At 32.7% G+C, this 20674-nt stretch carries 14 protein-coding genes and 1 pseudogene; 3 read left to right on the forward strand and 12 right to left on the reverse strand.

Annotated elements, in window-relative coordinates; translation table 11 throughout:
* Window positions 1–42: 42 nt before the first annotated feature.
* Window positions 43–1164 (reverse strand): citrate synthase, encoded by a 1122-nt coding sequence (locus JG553_RS05640; RefSeq protein WP_000829167.1) that lies wholly within the window; start codon window positions 1162–1164, stop codon window positions 43–45.
* A gap of 347 nt (window positions 1165–1511) precedes the next feature.
* Here JG553_RS05640 and JG553_RS05645 point away from each other — a divergent pair, with 347 nt between their 5' ends.
* On the forward strand, window positions 1512–2873 hold the full coding sequence (locus JG553_RS05645; RefSeq protein ID WP_000818525.1) for an amino acid permease: 1362 nt from the start codon (window positions 1512–1514) through the stop codon (window positions 2871–2873).
* 32 nt (window positions 2874–2905) lie between these two features.
* Here the strand turns inward: JG553_RS05645 and JG553_RS05650 are convergent.
* The 9 genes and pseudogenes from JG553_RS05650 to JG553_RS05690 form a co-directional block, all read right to left on the reverse strand.
* Window positions 2906–4557, reverse strand: a pseudogene (locus JG553_RS05650) (IS1182 family transposase).
* 640 nt (window positions 4558–5197) lie between these two features.
* Complete coding sequence (gene pyk / locus JG553_RS05655; RefSeq protein WP_001232648.1) at window positions 5198–6955, reverse strand: pyruvate kinase; 1758 nt, start codon at window positions 6953–6955, stop codon at window positions 5198–5200.
* 21 nt (window positions 6956–6976) lie between these two features.
* Window positions 6977–7945, reverse strand: coding sequence for a 6-phosphofructokinase (gene pfkA, locus JG553_RS05660; protein ID WP_000717561.1), 969 nt, complete (start codon window positions 7943–7945; stop codon window positions 6977–6979).
* 268 nt (window positions 7946–8213) lie between these two features.
* Entirely contained in the window at window positions 8214–9158 is a 945-nt protein-coding gene (locus tag JG553_RS05665) for an acetyl-CoA carboxylase carboxyltransferase subunit alpha (RefSeq protein ID WP_000883645.1), read from the reverse strand.
* Window positions 9158–10015: an acetyl-CoA carboxylase, carboxyltransferase subunit beta gene (gene accD / locus JG553_RS05670; RefSeq protein WP_000471571.1), complete on the reverse strand. Its 858-nt coding sequence runs from the start codon at window positions 10013–10015 to the stop codon at window positions 9158–9160. Before accD ends, JG553_RS05665 begins: the two co-directional genes overlap by 1 nt.
* A 194-nt stretch (window positions 10016–10209) precedes the next feature.
* Window positions 10210–11439, reverse strand: coding sequence for an NADP-dependent malic enzyme (ystJ, locus tag JG553_RS05675; RefSeq protein ID WP_000058383.1), 1230 nt, complete (start codon window positions 11437–11439; stop codon window positions 10210–10212).
* A 449-nt stretch (window positions 11440–11888) separates the two neighbouring features.
* Entirely contained in the window at window positions 11889–15086 is a 3198-nt protein-coding gene (locus JG553_RS05680) for a DNA polymerase III subunit alpha (RefSeq protein WP_000226907.1), read from the reverse strand.
* A gap of 20 nt (window positions 15087–15106) precedes the next feature.
* Entirely contained in the window at window positions 15107–16048 is a 942-nt protein-coding gene (gene pde2, locus JG553_RS05685) for a pApA hydrolase Pde2 (protein ID WP_000626074.1), read from the reverse strand.
* A gap of 260 nt (window positions 16049–16308) precedes the next feature.
* Entirely contained in the window at window positions 16309–17607 is a 1299-nt protein-coding gene (locus tag JG553_RS05690; RefSeq protein ID WP_000160435.1) for a CBS domain-containing protein, read from the reverse strand.
* A 204-nt stretch (window positions 17608–17811) separates the two neighbouring features.
* Here JG553_RS05690 and JG553_RS05695 point away from each other — a divergent pair, with 204 nt between their 5' ends.
* On the forward strand, window positions 17812–18225 hold the full coding sequence (locus JG553_RS05695) for a universal stress protein (RefSeq protein WP_000277602.1): 414 nt from the start codon (window positions 17812–17814) through the stop codon (window positions 18223–18225).
* A 304-nt stretch (window positions 18226–18529) separates the two neighbouring features.
* Here the strand turns inward: JG553_RS05695 and JG553_RS05700 are convergent, their stop codons facing one another.
* A complete protein-coding gene (locus tag JG553_RS05700) occupies window positions 18530–19219 on the reverse strand; it encodes a metal-dependent hydrolase (protein ID WP_000777188.1) in 690 nt (229 codons plus the stop codon).
* Window positions 19220–19393: 174 nt separating this feature from the next.
* Between JG553_RS05700 and JG553_RS05705 the strand changes: the two genes are divergently transcribed.
* Window positions 19394–20449 (forward strand): M24 family metallopeptidase, encoded by a 1056-nt coding sequence (locus JG553_RS05705; protein ID WP_000161661.1) that lies wholly within the window; start codon window positions 19394–19396, stop codon window positions 20447–20449.
* 93 nt (window positions 20450–20542) lie between these two features.
* Here the strand turns inward: JG553_RS05705 and JG553_RS05710 are convergent, their stop codons facing one another.
* On the reverse strand, window positions 20543–20641 hold the full coding sequence (locus JG553_RS05710) for a hypothetical protein (RefSeq protein WP_001789984.1): 99 nt from the start codon (window positions 20639–20641) through the stop codon (window positions 20543–20545).
* Window positions 20642–20674 lie beyond the last annotated feature (33 nt).

Consider the following 20674-nt stretch of genomic DNA (forward strand, 5'->3'; position numbering starts at 1 on the left):
TTTACCTCCAAATTTTACATCTTCATTTTTAATTTGTATTGATTATTTTCTTTCTTCAAGCGGGATATACTTACGATTCGTTTCGCCAATATATTTCGCTCTAGGACGCATAATTCTATTATCTTTATATTGTTCTAAAATATGAGCAATCCATCCTGCAGAACGACTTACAGCAAAGATTGGCGTGAATAAGTCATGAGGTATTTCCATACAGTGATAAACACTCGCACTATAAAAATCAACATTAGGAATTAATCCTTTTTCTTCTGCCATACGTTTTTCCATTTTCACTGACATTTCAAATAATTCTTCACGACCAGCGTCTTTCGTAATTTGACGGCTCATTTCTCTTAAATATTTCGCTCTAGGATCACCATCTTTATATACACGATGACCGAAGCCCATTACTTTATCTTTATTAGCAAATTTTTCATCTAAGTAAGCATCAACATTTTCAATTGACCCAATCTCAGATAACATCGTCATAACTTGTTCGTTTGCACCACCATGTAATGGCCCTTTCAGAGAACCTACGGCTGCTACAATACCTGAGTACATATCTGACAATGATGATACCGCACAACGTGCCGTAAATGCAGATGCGTTCAACTCATGATCAGCGTGTAAAATAAGTGCTTTATTGAAGGCTTCTACTTCTATATCTGTTGGTAATTCCCCACGTAACATATATAGGAAGTTTGCCGCATAACTTAAGTCAGGATTAGGCTTAAGTGGTTCTTTATCTTGTCTTACTCGAGCAAACGCTGTAACTAATGATGCTACTTTAGCCTGTATACGCATTGCTCTTTCATAACGATTTTCATCTGATTCATTTTCAGCATCAGGATCGAAATGTGCAATATATGATAATGACGTACGTAATGCTGTCATTGGATGCACGTGATCTGTAACATACTCCTCAAAATGTGTATACACACGAGGATTTAATGTCATGTATTGATTTAATTTCCCTTTTAGATGAGCAAGCTCTTCTTCGTTTGGCAATCTATAGTTCCATAATAGGAAAATAACTTCTTCAAATTGCGCATTTTCAGCTAGATCATCAATATCATAGCCGGCATAAGTCAATTGACTTTCAATAATTGAACTTATTTTAGTCTCCGCTGCGATAACCCCTTCTAAACCTCTTTGTAATTCTGCTATGATAAATTTCCCCTTTACTGTTTCTTTATGAAATGGCTTTCAACTAATATTATAGCTAAACGCATTTCGTTTGTGAAATATAAAAACTGGCATTATATGTGCAACAATTTTTTTGTAAATCTATGTAAATGTCACAGAATAGCCACAAATAGCACCATTAAAGCTTTTTCAAGATGTGAATAATCCATGAATTTTACAATAGAATTAAATTTTCAATTGGTTATTATATATGATTATAAAAACCAAAGTATATTAACATGGAATTTTACACATTTTTACCGAAAATAATTGTATATATCTCAATATAAGTGCATAATAAACATATCTATATTTAAGGGAGATGTATTATGGCTGAAAAATTACAAAGGGAACTGAGCAATCGCCACATACAATTAATTGCAATTGGCGGTGCAATTGGTACAGGCTTATTCTTAGGTGCTGGTCAAACGATTGCATTAACCGGCCCTTCAATTCTATTAACATACATCATTATAGGATTTATGTTATTTATGTTTATGCGAGGTTTAGGAGAAATCATTATACAGAATACTGAATTTAAATCTTTCGCAGATGTAACCAATACATATATTGGGCCTTTTGCAGGATTTGTTACCGGATGGACATACTGGTTCTGTTGGATTATTACAGGTATGGCTGAAGTAACGGCTGTGGCAAAATATGTTAGCTTTTGGTTCCCAGAAATTCCAAACTGGATAAGTGCACTATTTTGTGTACTGTTATTAATGTCATTCAACCTACTTAGCGCAAGACTTTTCGGAGAATTAGAATTTTGGTTCTCTATCATTAAAATAGCGACAATTATTGGTTTAATAGTAGTTGGTTTCGTCATGATTCTATTTGCATTTAAAACTCAATTCGGGCATGCCAGTTTCACAAATCTATATGAACACGGCATATTCGCTAAAGGTGCTTCTGGATTCTTTATGTCTTTCCAAATGGCACTATTCTCATTTGTAGGAATTGAAATGATTGGTGTTACAGCTGGGGAAACAAAAGATCCAGTTAAAACAATTCCAAAAGCAATTAACAGTGTACCCATTAGAATTTTAATATTTTACGTTGGGGCGTTAGCGGTTATCATGTCTATTATCCCTTGGCAGCAAGTTGATCCTGATAACAGTCCATTCGTAAAATTATTCGCATTGATCGGAATTCCGTTTGCTGCGGGCTTGATTAATTTTGTAGTATTAACCGCTGCTGCTTCATCATGTAACAGTGGTATATTCTCAAATAGCCGTATGCTTTTCGGTTTATCAAGTCAACAACAAGCACCTCCGAACTTTTCTAAGACGAATAAATATGGCGTTCCACATGTTGCAATCTTTGCTTCATCAGCATTATTACTTGTGGCAGCATTACTAAACTATATTTTCCCAGATGCGACAAAAGTATTTACGTATGTGACTACCATCTCTACAGTGTTATTTTTAGTTGTATGGGGTCTGATTATCATTGCATATATCAATTATAGTCGTAAAAACCCAGATCTACATAAAAATGCTACGTACAAACTATTAGGTGGCAAATATATGGGCTACTTAATATTTGTATTCTTCATTTTTGTGTTCGGGTTATTATTTATTAATGTTGATACAAGACGTGCAATTTATTTTATTCCGATTTGGTTTATACTTTTAGCATTTATGTACTTAAGATATAAACGTATCGCTGCTAAATCAAATAAATAACAACAAGTTTTAGGGCTTGGGACATTAAGTTCTTAGGCAATGTAAAAAAGCTGATTTCTATTAATTATTTGATAGAAATCAGCTTTTTTGATATGTATTTTATAATGTACAGCTCGTTGAGCTGCTATTTTCCTTATATTAAGTGCCATCAATACAAAACCTAGCTCTCGTTTAACTTTATTTATTCCTCGAACTGACATTCGAGTGAAACCCAAAATAGCCTTCATAAATCCAAAAGCAGGCTCTACATCAATTTTTCTTTGACTATAGATGTTTTTCGTTTCTGGTTCAGAAAGCTTTTGATTAATTTGGACTTTAAAGTATTCCCAATTATAATTCTTCATGATTTTCTTATTGGATTTCGAATTTGGTTTCATGCATTGATGTCTCAAAGAACATGATGAACAGTCATCACATTCATATAGTTTGAAGTCTCGTTTAAAACCATATCTATCATTACGGTATGCATATCTTTTAAAACCTATTCTTTTGTTATTAGGACATATAAATTCATTATTAAGTTCGTCATATTTCCAATTTTGAGTGTTGAAAATGCCACTTTTAAACTTTCTAGTTTTATCTTTAATAAACATGCCATACGTAATAAGTGGCGTTTTATTAAAATCATCTATAATAGCCATATAGTTTTGCTCACTACCATAACCTGCATCAGCTACAATATACTCTGGTAAATAACCGAAGGTATTTTGAATCATTGTTAAAAATGGGATTAATGTTCTAGTATCTGTTGGGTTTTGAAATAGGTCATAGGATAAAACAAATTGAGAATTTGTCGCTATTTGTAAATTGTATCCTGGCTTAAGTTGGCCATTTTTCATATGGTCTTCCTTCATTCTCATAAAAGTTGCATCATGATCAGATCAGTTTTAGAAAAACTATTTCTATCTTTAAGAATCGATTTTTGTTCTTCATATTTATTTTTTCTTTCGGAATAATCATCAAATTTCTTTTTGAACTTCTTAATCTCAGTTATTTTTTTACGGGTCTGTTTTCTAATTTGAGCACAATCTTCGTTCTCAATAGAATGATTTAAATCTTCGATTTCTTTATCTAAATGACTACCAATTAAATCTATTTCTTCTATTGTTAAATCGCTATCTCCATCTTCTTTTATCTCTGGTATTATTTTTTCTTCAACTAAGTCACGATATAATGTTTTTGAATTTTCGTTCAATTTCGATTCGTGATTTTGAATACTTTTCTTCCACACAAATGTATATCTATTGGCATTAGCTTCTACTTTTGTACCATCAATAAAAATTGAATTATTATCAATAAGATTTTGCTTTAAACATTGACTATGGAACTGAATAAATAAAGATTCAATTAACGCATCAGTATTAGGATTCACTCTAAAACGATTAATAGTTTTATAAGAAGGTGTTTGATCTTGAGCTAACCACATCATTCGAATACTGTCATGAAGTAATTTTTCTATTCTACGACCAGAAAATACAGATTGAGTATATGCATATAAGATGATTTTTAACATCATTTTTGGATGATAGGATGTTGCGCCACGATGATGTCTGAATTCATCGAATTCGCTATCAGGTATCGTTTCAACAATTTCATTAACATATCGCGAAATATCATTTTGAGGAATTCTAACAGAGGTTTCTATTGGTAGTGTAAGTTGGGTCATGTTATAAATTTTATACATAAGGCACCTCGTTAATTTAGTTTAGTGGTATTTATTAAATTATACGAAGGGACCCAACACAGAAAATTCATTTTATTGAATTTTACATTTATGTGCAAGTTGGGCAAAGTGTTTTATTTTTTTAAAGTATGTAAAAGTAAAATTACATGTTAATACGTAGTATTAATGGCGAGACTCCTGAGGGAGCAGTGCCAGTCGAAGACCGAGGCTGAGACGGCACCCTAGGAAAGCGAAGCCATTCAATACGAAGTATTGTATAAATAGAGAACAGCAGTAAGATATTTTCTAATTGAAAATTATCTTACTGCTGTTTTTTTAGGGATTTATGTCCCATCCTGTTTTATATGCAACTTATAATATTAAATTGCGTACTTGGCTCAAAACTTTTACTTTCTCATCTATTTAATAATGTATCATTTCAGAAATACATCCATACTTCTATTTTATAATAAATTTCCAAAGTAATATGAGTGAAAGTTTGAAGGTGATAATGTACATGTATAAAAGATATAAACATTTATATAGATTGCCATTCATACACTATCATTATCAAATAACCTATTAATTACGTCATAAAATACCAGATGAACCAAAAAACGCCTTTCCATTGTTGATAAATGGAAAGACGTTTTTTTATAAATTATAGTACGTTTGCATATCCTTCAAAGATTTTACCTTGAGCAGCATCAATCGTAACTAACATGTTATTGCTTATGTTTTTAACAGCTTTTTCTACACCTACAACTGTTGGAATACCTTTTTCTAAACCAACAATTGCACTTGGTGATGTAATACCATTTTCTTCTGTAATTAAGCCTAAAGCTTTTTCTACATAAGGTACAAACGTTTCATCGATTGAGTTAGTAACGATAACTTTGTCAGATAAATCTTTACCTTCTAAATCTTTAACAGTTTCAGCAACTAACGTAGTACCAACAACTGATCCACGTCCAATACCTTGACCATTAGCAATTTCGTCACCAACTAGGTGGATTTTCATCATATTAGTAGTTCCAGTTTCACCAGTTGGTACACCAGCAGTAATAATGATTAAATCACCATTAGATACTCTACCAGTTTCAACAGCTGTTGCAACTGCATTGTTTAACAATGCATCTGTACTCTTACGTCCTTTTTTAACTACAGGTTGAACTCCCCAAACAATTGAACATTGACGTGCAGTTTCTTCACTTGGAGTCACCGCAATAATGTCTGAATGTGGACGATATTTGGAGATAGTACGTGCCGTTGAACCACTTTCAGTAGCAGCTACAATTGCTTTAACATTTAAGTTTAAAGCTGTATGTGCAACCGAAATACCGATAGCATTCACTAATGAAGTTTCAACTAATTTAGTACGATCTGACAATAACTTTTTGTAATCTTGGGCTGCTTCAGCTGATACAGCAATATTTCTCATTGTTTTAACAGCTTCTTCAGGATATAAACCAGCAGCAGTTTCACCAGATAACATTACTGCATCTGTACCATCATAGATTGCGTTGGCAACGTCACTAGCTTCTGCACGTGTAGCACGTGGGTTACGTTGCATAGAATCTAACATTTGTGTAGCTGTAATAACTGGTTTACCTAATTTGTTACATTGTCTGATTAAATCTTTTTGAACCATTGGTACTTTTTCAGGTGGAATTTCAACACCCATGTCACCACGTGCAACCATTAAACCATCAGACACTTCAAGAATTTCCGCAATATTATCAATACCTTCTTGGTTTTCAATTTTAGGGAATACTGAAATGTTAGCTTTTTGTTCTTCTAAAATTTCACGAATTTCTAAAACATCACTAGGACGACGTACGAAACTTGCTGCAATGAAGTCAACATTTTCTTTAATACCGAAACGGATATCTTCAGCATCTTTTTCTGTAATACCAGGTAAACTTACTCTTACGCCAGGTAAGTTAACACCTTTTTTGTTTTTAAGCTCACCAGAGTTTAAAATATCACATTTAACTTCTTTTTTAGCATGGTCAATATCTTTAACTTGTAATTCAATTAAGCCATCATCAAGTAAAATGTATGAACCTACTTGAACATCGTTAATTAAGTTTTCATATGTTACTGAGAACTTTTCAGGTGTTCCTTCAACTTCATTCATGCTAACAATAACTTCGTTGCCACGTTCAAGTTCAATGATACCGTCTTTCATATTATGCGTACGAATTTCTGGACCTTTTGTATCTAATAAAATTGCTACAATTTTGTCTAATCTTTTAGCTACTTTACGAATTGTATCAATTCTACCTTTATGCTCTTCATGACTACCATGTGAAAAGTTTAATCGTGCAACGTTCATACCAGCATTGATTAATTTCTCAATCATTTCTTCTGATTCTGAAGCTGGTCCAATTGTACATACAATTTTAGTTTTTCTCATTTTATAATTCCTCCTGAAATCTTATATAGATAACTTGTTAGCAAGTTCATATAGACTATAATCAAATTTATGATCTTTACCATCAAAAATTTCATCAAAAGATGTTGCTACAATTTTATTGTTCTTAATTCCAACACCCTTAGCTGTTTCACCTTGCATTAATAAGTCTACCGCATATCCACCTAAACGTGATGCTAAAACTCTATCCGCACCTGTTGGGCTACCACCACGTTGAACGTGACCTAACACAGACACTCTATTATCAACATTGATGTATTGTGATAATTCTTTTTGACAATCTTGCGCAGTCATACAACCTTCTGCTACAAGAACGATTGAGTGTTTCTTACCACGTTTAATACCTTGTTCAATTTTATCAGCTATTTCTTTAATATCTGTTTTCACTTCTGGAACTACAATTGTCTCAGCACCAACTGATAATCCAGCCCATAATGCTAGATCTCCACAATCACGGCCCATTGCTTCAATGATAAATGTTCGTGCGTGACTTGACGCAGTATCTCTAATTTTGTCGACTAAGCCAATAATCGTATTTAATGCTGTGTCAAATCCAATTGTAAAATCAGTACCATTGATATCATTGTCAATCGTACCAGGAATACCGATAGTTTGAATTTCTTTACATTCCTCACTGATGCGTTGTGCACCGCGATAACTACCGTCACCACCAATAACTACAAGGCCCTCAATCCCTCTTTTACGTAAGTTTTCGATTGCAACTTTACGTACTTCTTGCTCCTTAAACTCTGGACATCTTGCTGAATACAAGAATGTACCTCCACGCTGAATCGTATCCCCAACTGATCCTAATTCAAGTTTATGAATATCATCATTTAACAATCCTTGGTAACCATGATACACACCATAAACTTCAATTTCATTGTAAATTGCTGTACGAACAACTGCTCTTACGGCAGCATTCATTCCAGGTGAATCTCCACCACTAGTTAAAACTGCAATTTTCTTCATGACGACATACCTTTCTATAACTGATTTATCTTTAACTCTAAATTACCACAAATTGATATGTCATTCCATCAAAACTAATGTATTGAATTGATGTAAACGTTTTAAATATTGAATTTTATTTTAACTTAATTAAAAAAAGATTAGTAGCCACAATTTTGACTACTAATCTTAGTTAAAATTCAGTATCTAAATATTAAATTATTGTTTTAATGTACTTCAATTTATGGTAAAACCCAGTATCGATTTAACATAAAAATGCTCAAGTTGATTATTCTATATAAGAACCGATATTTCTGAATTTTTCAAAGCGATCATTAGCAATTTCATCACGTGATAATGACTCAAGTGAATCTAACTGTGCAACAAACGCTGATTTAATAGCTAAAGCTTGCTGTTCAATATCTTTATGTGCACCGCCAAGTGGTTCAGAAATGACATCATCTATAATACCTAATTGCTTAATATCATGGGCAGTAATTTTCATTGTTTCAGCTGCAATTTTAGCCAAATTACTGTCTTTCCATAATAATGCCGCTGCACCTTCAGGAGATATAACAGAGTAAGTACTATTCTCTAACATCAATACTTTATTGGCAATACCAATACCTAGAGCACCTCCACTGCCACCTTCACCAATGACAATCGCAATAACTGGTACTTTTAATGAAGCCATCTCAATCAAATTTGTTGCGATAGATTCACTTTGTCCACGTTCTTCAGCAGCTTTACCAGGATATGCACCTTTTGTATCTATAAATGTAAAGATAGGACGATTGAATTTTTCAGCTTGTTTCATTAAACGTAATGCTTTTCGATAACCTTCTGGATGCGCCATACCAAAATTTCGATAAATATTATCTTTTGTATCTTTTCCACGTTGTTGTCCAATAACTGTAACAGCACGACCATTTAAAAAGCCAATACCACCAATCATTGCTGGATCATCTCTAAAATTACGATCACCATGTAGTTCCATAAACGAATCAAAGATATATGGAATATAATCTAGGGTCGTAGGTCTTTCTTGCAAACGCGCAATTTGCACACGATCCCATGGTTTTAGATTTGTATATATTTTTTTAGTTTCTCGTTCCAATGACGCTTCAAGCATGTCAATTTCTTCTTGTAAATCCACATCATTTTTATCTTGAGATTCTTTTAAAGATTCAATTTTATTTCGAATTTCAAAAAGTGGTTTTTCAAAATCTAACATTATTTAGTCACCTCTTGATGGATTTTTAGAATTTCAGACAATGTTTGACGCATATCATTACGATGTACAACTTTATCCAATTGTCCATGCTCTAATAAAAATTCTGCAGTTTGGAAATCATCTGGCAATTTTTCGTTTATTGTCTGTTCAATAACTCGACGACCTGCAAAACCTATCAACGCTTTTGGCTCACTTAAATTTATATCACCAACTGATGCAAAACTTGCAGATACACCACCAGTAGTTGGATGTGTTAAATATGATATATATAATAGTCCAGCGTCAGAATGACGTTTTAAAGATACACTGGTTTTACCCATTTGCATCAAGGAAATAATACCTTCTTGCATACGTGCACCACCACTTGCAGAGAAAAGAATAAATGGTAAACGGTTCTCAGTGCAGTAATCAATGATGCGACATATCTTTTCACCGATAACCGATCCCATACTTCCCATTCTAAAACGTGAATCCATGACAGCAACGCCAAATTTCATACCATCTAGTTGTGCTGTACCAGTCACAACTGCTTCTTTAAGACCTGTCTTTTGTTGGTCCTTTTCAATTTTTTCTAAATAACTTGGAAAATCTAATGGATTCGCAGAGGTCATTCCCTTATCGAATTCTGTAAATGATCCTTCATCAGAAATTGCTTCTATACGTTTATACGCAGTTAAAGCAATATGATGATCACAATTAAAGCACACATTTAAATTTTCAGCTAATTCTTTTGTGTACATAATTTTCTTACACTTTGGACACTTAGTCATAATACCTGCAGGCACATCATTATTTTTAGAGTCTTGTACTGTAAGATATTTCTTTTTCTTTGTTCGATTAAAAAAATCTTTAAACATAGGAAAACCTCCAAATAACCTCTGTTCTAACCATTTAGAGCCTTAAACTGAACTTGACCAGTTAAAAACGGGTTTAAATTTATTTGATTTATATTCGTTTGACTGTTGAATGTTTATCATAAACTTTCATTTTCATCATTTTAATGACTCTTTATTGCTAACTTTTAAGCAATTTAATTAAACGTTAATTATTTTTATTGTAAATCTGTAAGTTTCATTGTTTTATCATACACATCTTGCGGATCAACTTCAATCCTAGCTACTCCAGATTCCATTGCCGCTTTAGCAACATTACGAGCAACTGATGGCGCTACACGTTTATCAAACGGTCCTGGGATACAGTAGTCTTCATTTAATTCAGAACTATCGATTAAATCAGCAATCGCTTCTACAGCTGCCTTTTTCATTTCTTCATTTATATGTGTAGCTTCAACCTCTAATGCACCTCTAAAAATACCAGGGAAAGCTAATACATTATTAATTTGGTTAGGATAGTCTGAACGTCCTGTACCAACAACTCGTGCACCTGCCGCTTTGGCATCATCAGGTATTATTTCAGGATTTGGATTAGCCATTGCAAATATAATTGGATTATCTGCCATACTCTTAACCATATCTTGTGACAGCGCATTAGCTACAGAAACCCCGATAAATACATCTGCGTCTTTTACGACTTCTTCTAAAGACCCTTCAATCTTATCTTTATTTGTCCATTTTGCTACAACATCTTTCGTAGGATTCATACCATATGAACGTCCTTCAAAAATTGCGCCTCTTGAGTCACACATAACCATATTTCTTACACCATACGCGTATAGTAATTTAACAATGGCTATTCCTGCTGCACCAGCACCATTTAGTACAACTTTTATTTTAGCAATATCTTTGTTAACAACTCTCAATGCATTTACCAAACCTGCCAATGTTACAATTGCTGTACCATGTTGATCGTCATGGAATACCGGAATATTAGTTTCTTTTTTCAATCGTTCTTCAATTTCAAAACAACGTGGTGCCGAAATATCCTCTAAATTAATACCACCATAATTAGGTTCTAACAACTTAACTGTTTTAATGATTTCTTCGGTATCAGTTGTATTTAACGCAATAGGCACCCCATTGATACCAGCGAAGCTTTTGAATAATACTGCTTTACCTTCCATTACAGGAATACTTGCTTCAGGTCCAATGTTACCTAAACCTAATACCGCTGTTCCATCAGTAATAACTGCAACTGTATTTCCTTTAATTGTGTAATCATATACTTTTCTTTTATCTTCATAAATATCTTTACACGGTTCAGCAACGCCAGGTGAGTATGCTAAACTTAATTCCTCTTTATTAGTAACTTTTACATTTGGTTTAACTTCTAATTTACCTTGATTACGTTTGTGCATTTCCAATGCTTCATCTCTTAATGACATGAAATCAGCCCCTAATTCAATATTTATTTTTAAAAAATAACTTGGATAAAACGCATTACATTATAAAAGTAAAAATATTGGGTAAATCTGAATGAGTAAGAATTTATGGTTTTGATTATGTAACACAAATAGCGATAAACGATAATAAAATAATATTTATAAAGATACATTAAACCATACTATCTAAAGATATACCTTTAATTATTATAATGGATAGCAAAAACCAATATATCAAAAAGTTATTATTTTTCCGCACGATATATCGACAAAATTCTTTACTCAATTTATGTATACTGCTTTTTGTGCTAATTATTCTTATGGATTAATCAATAATGTAAAGTGAAACTCATAAAAATAATAAGCATAAAAAACTAATATAAACGCAAACTGATGGTTAAAAAATATCTAACCATCAGTTTACTATATCATAATTTATTAGTTGATAAAAGTTATATAAGCCTAATATCACTAGGGTTAAAGGATTGTATAAAATTATTAAACATACTATCTTTTTGATTAATATAGCCTAAAGTAGTCATTTGTTTAATCGTTTCATCATAAAAGGATAACACAACATCATTAGCATTCTCTTTCGTAGCTTTAATCATCTCTTCAAACATATCTATTTGTGATTTATTTCTAATTATAATTTGTTTGGCAAATGCTAATTTTTGTTCTTCAAAAGTGGCTAATGTCTGAATCTCATTTATAATTAGTTGACGTTGTTGCTTTCTATGGTCAAATTTCCCGCTAACTATAAACAAGTCATTATGTGATAACAACTCTTCGTACTTTTTAAACTGATTAGGGAAAATCACACCATCTAAAGTTTCAATGCCATCATTTAATGTGACGAATGCCATATTTTGACCATTTTTAGTTCGAATTTGTTTAACTTTATCAAACTGTACTAATATAGGTTTATAATTCTGCGCGTTACTCAATTTAAATATCGTTAAATATTGTTTGGCAACAAACTTTTTATCTACTGGGTGTTGCGAAACATAAAATCCTAAATATTCTTTTTCGTACTGACTAATAAGTGCATCAGGCAATTCTTCTTTATCTTCATACATCTGTTTTGGCGTTAAAATATCAAATAAAAAACCATCTTGTTCAATGTTTAAATCGCCATCCAACACTTGATCAATAGCTTGCAACAACGTTGAACGTGTTTTACCAAAAGCATCAAACGCTCCCACTAAAATCAGTGCTTCAAGTAACTTTCTCGTTTTGACTCTCTTCGGTATACGTCTAGCAAAATCAAAGAAATCTTTAAATTTGCCGTTCTGATAACGTTCATCAACAATCACTTTCACACTTTGATAACCAACACCTTTAATTGTACCAATTGATAAATAAATGCCTTCTTGGGAAGGTTTATAAAACCAATGACTTTCGTTAATGTTCGGTGGCAATATAGTGATACCTTGTTTTTTTGCTTCTTCTATCATTTGAGCAGTTTTCTTCTCACTTCCAATAACATTACTTAAAATATTTGCGTAAAAATAATTTGGATAATGGACTTTTAAAAAGCTCATAATGTATGCAATTTTAGAATAGCTGACAGCATGTGCTCTAGGAAAACCATAATCAGCAAATTTCAGAATCAAATCAAATATTTGCTTACTAATGTCTTCGTGATAACCATTTTGCTTTGCACCTTCTATAAAATGTTGACGCTCACTTTCAAGAACAGCTCTATTTTTTTTACTCATTGCTCTTCTTAAAATATCCGCTTCACCATAACTGAAGTTTGCAAATGTGCTCGCTATTTGCATAATTTGCTCTTGATAAATAATAACACCGTAAGTATTTTTTAATATAGGTTCTAAATGCGGATGTAAATATTGAACTTTGCTTGGATCATGTCTTCTTGTAATGTAAGTTGGAATTTCTTCCATTGGACCTGGTCTATACAAAGAAGTTACAGCAACAATATCTTCAAAGTGTTCCGGCTTTAATTTTTTTAATACACTTCTTACACCGTCAGACTCTAATTGGAATATGCCAGTCGTATCTCCTTGCGACAACAATTCAAACACTTTTTGATCATCAAACGGAATCTTTTCGATATCAATATTAATACCTAAATCTTTTTTGACTTGTGTTAAGATTTGATGAATAATCGATAAGTTTCTCAACCCTAGAAAATCTATTTTTAATAACCCAATACGTTCGGCTTCAGTCATTGTCCATTGCGTTAATAATCCTGTATCCCCTTTCGTTAAAGGGGCATATTCATATAATGGATGGTCATTAATAATAATTCCTGCCGCATGTGTAGATGTATGTCTTGGTAAACCTTCTAACTTTTTACAAATACTGAACCAGCGTTCATGTCGATGGTTTCGATGTACAAACTCTTTAAAATCGTCAATTTGATATGCTTCATCAAGTGTAATTCCTAATTTATGTGGGATTAAACTTGAAATTTCATTTAATGTAACTTCATCAAACCCCATAATTCTTCCAACATCTCTAGCAACTGCTCTTGCAAGCAGATGACCGAAAGTCACAATTCCAGATACATGTAGCTCGCCATATTTTTCTTGGACGTACTGAATGACCCTTTCTCGGCGTGTATCTTCAAAGTCAATATCAATATCAGGCATTGTTACACGTTCTGGGTTTAAAAAACGTTCAAATAATAGATTGAATTTAATAGGATCAATCGTTGTAATTCCCAATAAATAACTGACCAGTGAGCCAGCTGAAGAACCACGACCAGGACCTACCATCACATCATTCGTTTTCGCATAATGGATTAAATCACTTACTATTAAGAAATAATCTTCAAAACCCATATTAGTAATAACTTTATACTCATATTTCAATCGCTCTAAATAGACGTCATAATTAAGTTCTAATTTTTTCAATTGTGTAACTAAGACACGCCACAAATATTTTTTAGCTGATTCATCATTAGGTGTCTCATATTGAGGAAGTAGAGATTGATGATATTTTAATTCTGCATCACACTTTTGAGCTATAACATCAACCTGCGTTAAATATTCTTGGTTAATATCTAATTGATTAATTTCCTTTTCAGTTAAAAAATGTGCACCAAAATCTTCTTGATCATGAATTAAGTCTAATTTTGTATTGTCTCTAATAGCTGCTAATGCAGAAATCGTATCGGCATCTTGACGTGTTTGGTAACAAACATTTTGAATCCAAACATGTTTTCTACCTTGAATCGAAATACTAAGGTGGTCCATATATGTGTCATTATGGGTTTCAAACACTTGTACAATATCACGATGTTGATCACCGACTTTTTTAAAAATGATAATCATATTGTTAGAAAATCGTTTTAATAATTCAAACGACACATGTTCTAATGCATTCATTTTTATTTCCGATGATAGTTGATACAAATCTTTTAATCCATCATTATTTTTAGCTAGAACAACTGTTTCGACTGTATTTAATCCATTTGTCACATATATTGTCATACCAAAAATCGGTTTAATGTTATTTGCTATACATGCATCATAAAATTTAGGAAAACCATACAATACATTGGTGTCAGTTATGGCAAGTGCATCAACATTTTCAGACACAGCAAGTCTTACGGCATCTTCTATTTTTAAGCTTGAATTTAACAAATCATAAGCCGTATGAATATTTAAATATGCCACCATGATTGAATGGCCCCTTTCTATTAGTTAAGTTTTGTGCGTAAAGCTGTAGCAAGTTGCTCAAATTCATCCCAGCTGTCCACTGAAACTCCTGACGCATTCGGATGACCACCGCCACCAAAATCTTGCGCAATATCATTAATAATCAATTGCCCTTTAGAACGTAATCGACATCTGATTTCATTACCTTCATCGACTGCAAATACCCATATTTTCAAGCCTTTGATGTCAGCAATTGTATTAACAAACTGAGATGCTTCATTTGGCTGAATACCGAATTGCTCCAATACATCTTCAGTTATTTTAACTTGGCAGAATCCATCATCCATAAGTTCGAAATGTTGTAAAACATAACCTTGAAACGGCAACATTTTTGGGTCCTTCTCCATCATTTTATTTAAAAGCGCATTATGATCAATATCATGCCCAATTAACTTTCCAGCAATTTCCATAGTATGTTCTGAGGTATTGTTAAAAAGGAATCGCCCAGTATCACCGACGATACCAAGATATAAAACGCTCGCGATATCTTTATTAACAATTGCTTCATCATTAAAATGTGAGATTAAATCGTAAATGATTTCACTTGTAGATGACGCGTTCGTATTAACTAAATTAATATCACCATACTGATCAACTGCAGGATGATGATCTATTTTAATAAGTTTACGACCTGTACTATAACGTTCATCGTCAATTCGTGGAGCATTGGCAGTATCACATACAATTACAAGCGCATCTTGATATGTTTTATCATCAATGTTATCTAACTCTCCAATAAAACTTAATGATGATTCCGCTTCACCCACTGCAAATACTTGCTTTTGCGGAAATTTCTGCTGAATATAGTATTTTAAACCAAGTTGTGAACCATATGCATCAGGATCTGGTCTAACATGTCTGTGTATAATAATTGTATCGTTGTCTTCGATACATTTCATAATTTCATTCAAAGTACTAATCATTTTCATACTCCCTTTTTTAGAAAAGTTGCTTAATTTAAGCATTAGTCTATATCAAAATATCTAAATTATAAAAATTGTTACTACCATATTAAACTATTTGCCCGTTTTAATTATTTAGATATATATATTTTCATACTATTTAGTTCAGGGGCCCCAACACAGAGAAATTGGACCCCTAATTTCTACAAACAATGCAAGTTGGGGTGGGGCCCCAACGTTTGTGCGAAATCTATCTTATGCCTATTTTCTCTGCTAAGTTCCTATACTTCGTCAAACATTTGGCATATCACGAGAGCGCTCGCTACTTTGTCGTTTTGACTATGCATGTTCACTTCTATTTTGGCGAAGTTTCTTCCGACGTCTAGTATGCCAAAGCGCACTGTTATATGTGATTCAATAGGTACTGTTTTAATATACACGATATTTAAGTTCTCTATCATGACATTACCTTTTTTAAATTTACGCATTTCATATTGTATTGTTTCTTCTATAATACTTACAAATGCCGCTTTACTTACTGTTCCGTAATGATTGATTAAAAGTGGTGAAACTTCTACTGTAATTCCATCTTGATTCATTGTTATATATTTGGCGATTTGATCGTTAATTGTTTCACCCATCTGAGGCTGTCTTCCTAAAAGTTGCATAGACTTTAAAACATCTTGTCTATTAATCACACCCACTGTCTTTTTATTACTCGAAACGACAGGAATCAATTCAATACCTTCCCAAATCATCATATGCGCACAACTTGCTACTGTACTCATAGCATTTACATAAATAGGATTTCGCGTCATCACTTTATCTATTTCGTCGTCGTCCTTTGTATTAATCATCTCTCGACTTGTTACAATACCTACTAATTTATACGACTCATTGACTACCGGAAATCTTGTATGGCCAGTTCGATTCGCCATACGCTTATAATCTGCTATTTTCATCGTATCAAACAGCACAGATAAATCATCTAATGGCGTCATTATATCTTGAACTATTAAGATATCTTTTCGTATTTTCTGATTAAAAAGTGCTTTGTTGATAATATTTGCAACTAGGAATGTATCATAACTTGATGATAGAACAGGTAAATCATGTTCATTCGCAAAATTAATAACTTTATTAGATGGCTTAAATCCACCAGTAATTAATATAGCCGTACCTCTTTTTAAAGCTTCAATCTGCACATCTTCACGATTTCCGACAATCAATAATGTCTTTGGACCAATATACTTTAAAATATCTTTGAGTTCCATTGCTCCAATTGCAAATTTAGATACCATCTTAGTGATACCTTTGTTGCCACCTAACACTTGGCCATCAATAATATTGACAATTTCATTAAAAGTTAAATGTTCAATTTCATTACGATTACGTTTTTCGATTCGAACCGTACCAACACGATCTATCGTTGCGACCATGCCCATTTTATCAGCATCTTTAATTGCACGATATGCTGTCCCTTCAGATACGTTTAAAAATTTAGCGATTTTACGCACCGAAATTTTAGAGCCTATAGATAACGATTCAATATAATCTAAAATTTGTTCATGTTTTGTCATTCTTTACCTCTTCTTTTCGAACAGTATTAACTACATTATAACTTTATTTTGGATAAAAAGCATTGAAGTGAAATGAAATAATGATCGTTTCACCTATTTTATTTTTTGAAAATATACAACAAACACAAAGATCACAAAATCTTTAATTTTAAATGGAAAAATCCATTATTATTTATTAGAATGTAAGTGAGGAGGGATGTACTAATGTATAAAAATATATTACTTGGTGTAGACACTCAGTTAAAAAATGAAAAAGCACTAAAAGAAGTGTCTAAATTAGCTGGCGAAGGTACAGTCGTAACAGTTTTAAACGCAATCAGCGAACAAGATGCTCAAGCATCAATTAAAGCAGGTGTTCATTTAAACAAACTTACTGAAGAACGAAGCAAGCGATTGGAAAAAACACGCAAAGCTTTAGAAGATTATGGTATTGATTATGACCAAATAATTGTTCGTGGTAATGCAAAAGAAGAACTATTAAAACATGCTAATAGCGGTAAATATGAAATTGTTGTTTTAAGTAACCGTAAAGCAGAAGACAAAAAGAAATTTGTACTTGGAAGTGTCAGCCACAAAGTAGCAAAACGTGCGACTATCCCTGTATTAATCGTTAAATAAAATTTTTATCCAGAATCACAAATAATCTTTCAATCATGATGCAGTCTCAAACGACTGAGTAAATACAAGAAACGATTATGACTGTGGTTCTGGATTTTTTATATCGTAGTAAATTTATAATCAATGTCTAATTGTATAAAACTAAAATTACGAGAGTAGGTCAGAAATGATAAAGAACCACTGATGTCCCCCGTCCACGTCGTAACTGAATCAGTAGAATATAAAAACACCCACTAAAAATATGCAGACGATAACTTCCACATAGATTAGCGAGGTGTTTTTTAGTGTAAAATCTATATTCTATTTAAAACTGAACAGATTCACCTGGTTTTAAAATTTGCACGTCCCCTACATTAACAGCATCTTTAAATTGTTGTGGATCTTGTTCGATTAATGGGAATGTATCATAATGAATCGGTACAGAAATTTTTGGTTTAATAAATTCATTAATAGCATAACTTGCATCATCAATACCCATCGTAAAATTATCTCCAATTGGTACAAAACATACATCAACTGGATGACGTTTCGCAATAAGTGACATGTCACTAAACAGACCTGTATCACCAGTATGATAAATTGTTTTTCCTTCAACTTCAAACACGATACCCATTGGCATACCTAAATAAACTGGAATACCATTTTCATGTGTAAAACTTGAACTATGAAATGCTTGAACAAATTTAACGCTTCCGAAATCAAAGTTTGCTTTACCACCAATATTCATACCATGAACATTTTCAACACCGTGATATGAAGAAAGATAGTCAGCCATTTCTGCACTTCCAATTACTGTTGCTCCTGTTTTCTTTGCTAGTTCCACAACATCACCAAAATGATCAAAATGACCGTGCGTTAAAACGATATAGTCTACCTGCACTGTTTCAATATTCAAATCACACTTAGGGTTATTTGAAATAAACGGATCTACGATAACCTTTTTGTTGTTCCCTTCTAAATAAATCGTTGATTGACCATGAAATGATAACTTCATTTGAGCATCCTCCTATCAATTACTATATAAATTTAGTACCCTTTTGCCACTTAATTATAACAAATTCTCAAATTTTAAAAATTGAAAATCTAGTTAATGTATTAGCTCGATTTTGAAATCTAATAATAATTGGCATAAAATGGAAGTAATATTATGTTGAGGAGTGTTTATAAAATGACAAAAATATCAAAAATAATAGACGAATTGAACAATCAACAAGCTGATGCAGCATGGATTACAACACCGTTGAATGTATATTATTTTACTGGATACCGTAGCGAACCCCATGAAAGATTATTTGCATTATTGATTAAGAAAGATGGTAAACAAGTACTATTTTGTCCAAAAATGGAAGTCGAAGAAGTCAAAGCATCACCTTTCACAGGTGAAATCGTTGGATATTTAGACACTGAAAACCCTTTTTCACTTTATCCTCAAACAATCAATAAATTACTAATTGAAAGCGAGCACTTAACAGTAGCACGCCAAAAACAATTAATCTCTGGTTTCAATGTCAATTCATTCGGAGATGTTGATTTAACAATCAAACAATTGAGAAATATTAAATCCGAAGATGAAATTAGCAAAATACGTAAAGCTGCTGAGTTAGCAGATAAGTGTATCGAAATAGGTGTTTCTTATTTAAAAGAAGGTGTGACTGAATGTGAAGTAGTCAACCATATTGAGCAAACTATCAAACAATATGGCGTCAATGAAATGAGTTTTGATACGATGGTTTTATTTGGAGATCATGCCGCATCACCTCATGGCACACCAGGAGATCGCAGATTAAAAAGCAATGAATATGTACTATTTGATTTAGGTGTAATTTATGAGCATTATTGTAGCGATATGACACGTACTATTAAATTTGGTGAACCTAGCAAAGAAGCACAAGAAATTTATAATATTGTATTAGAAGCAGAAACATCTGCAATCCAAGCAATTAAACCTGGAATACCATTAAAAGATATCGATCATATCGCTAGAAATATTATTTCAGAAAAAGGTTATGGTGAATATTTCCCTCATCGCTTAGGTCATGGCCTAGGATTACAAGAACATGAATATCAAGATGTTTCAAGTACTAATTCTAATTTGTTAGAAGCTGGCATGGTTATTACAATCGAACCAGGTATTTATGTACCTGGTGTTGCAGGTGTAAGAATTGAAGATGACATACTTGTCACTAATGAAGGATATGAAGTATTAACACATTACGAAAAATAAGGAGTGGGATAAAAATGAAAAGCTTGTTACAAGCGCATTCTCATTCAGTCAAACACTGCCAATATAACATTGTAGCGCCTAAGACATAAATTTTTATCCAAGTCTAAATGCAATATGTAACAAACAAGCTAGAAACACATATGCAGGTATGTTCATCAGTAACATGTAATGAATCAAATCAATATCATTCATGTTCGATGATTTCTTCGCATTGTTTCTAGCTTT

The sequence above is a fragment of the Staphylococcus sp. T93 genome (genome assembly GCF_016743875.1).
Classification (GTDB): domain Bacteria; phylum Bacillota; class Bacilli; order Staphylococcales; family Staphylococcaceae; genus Staphylococcus; species Staphylococcus aureus.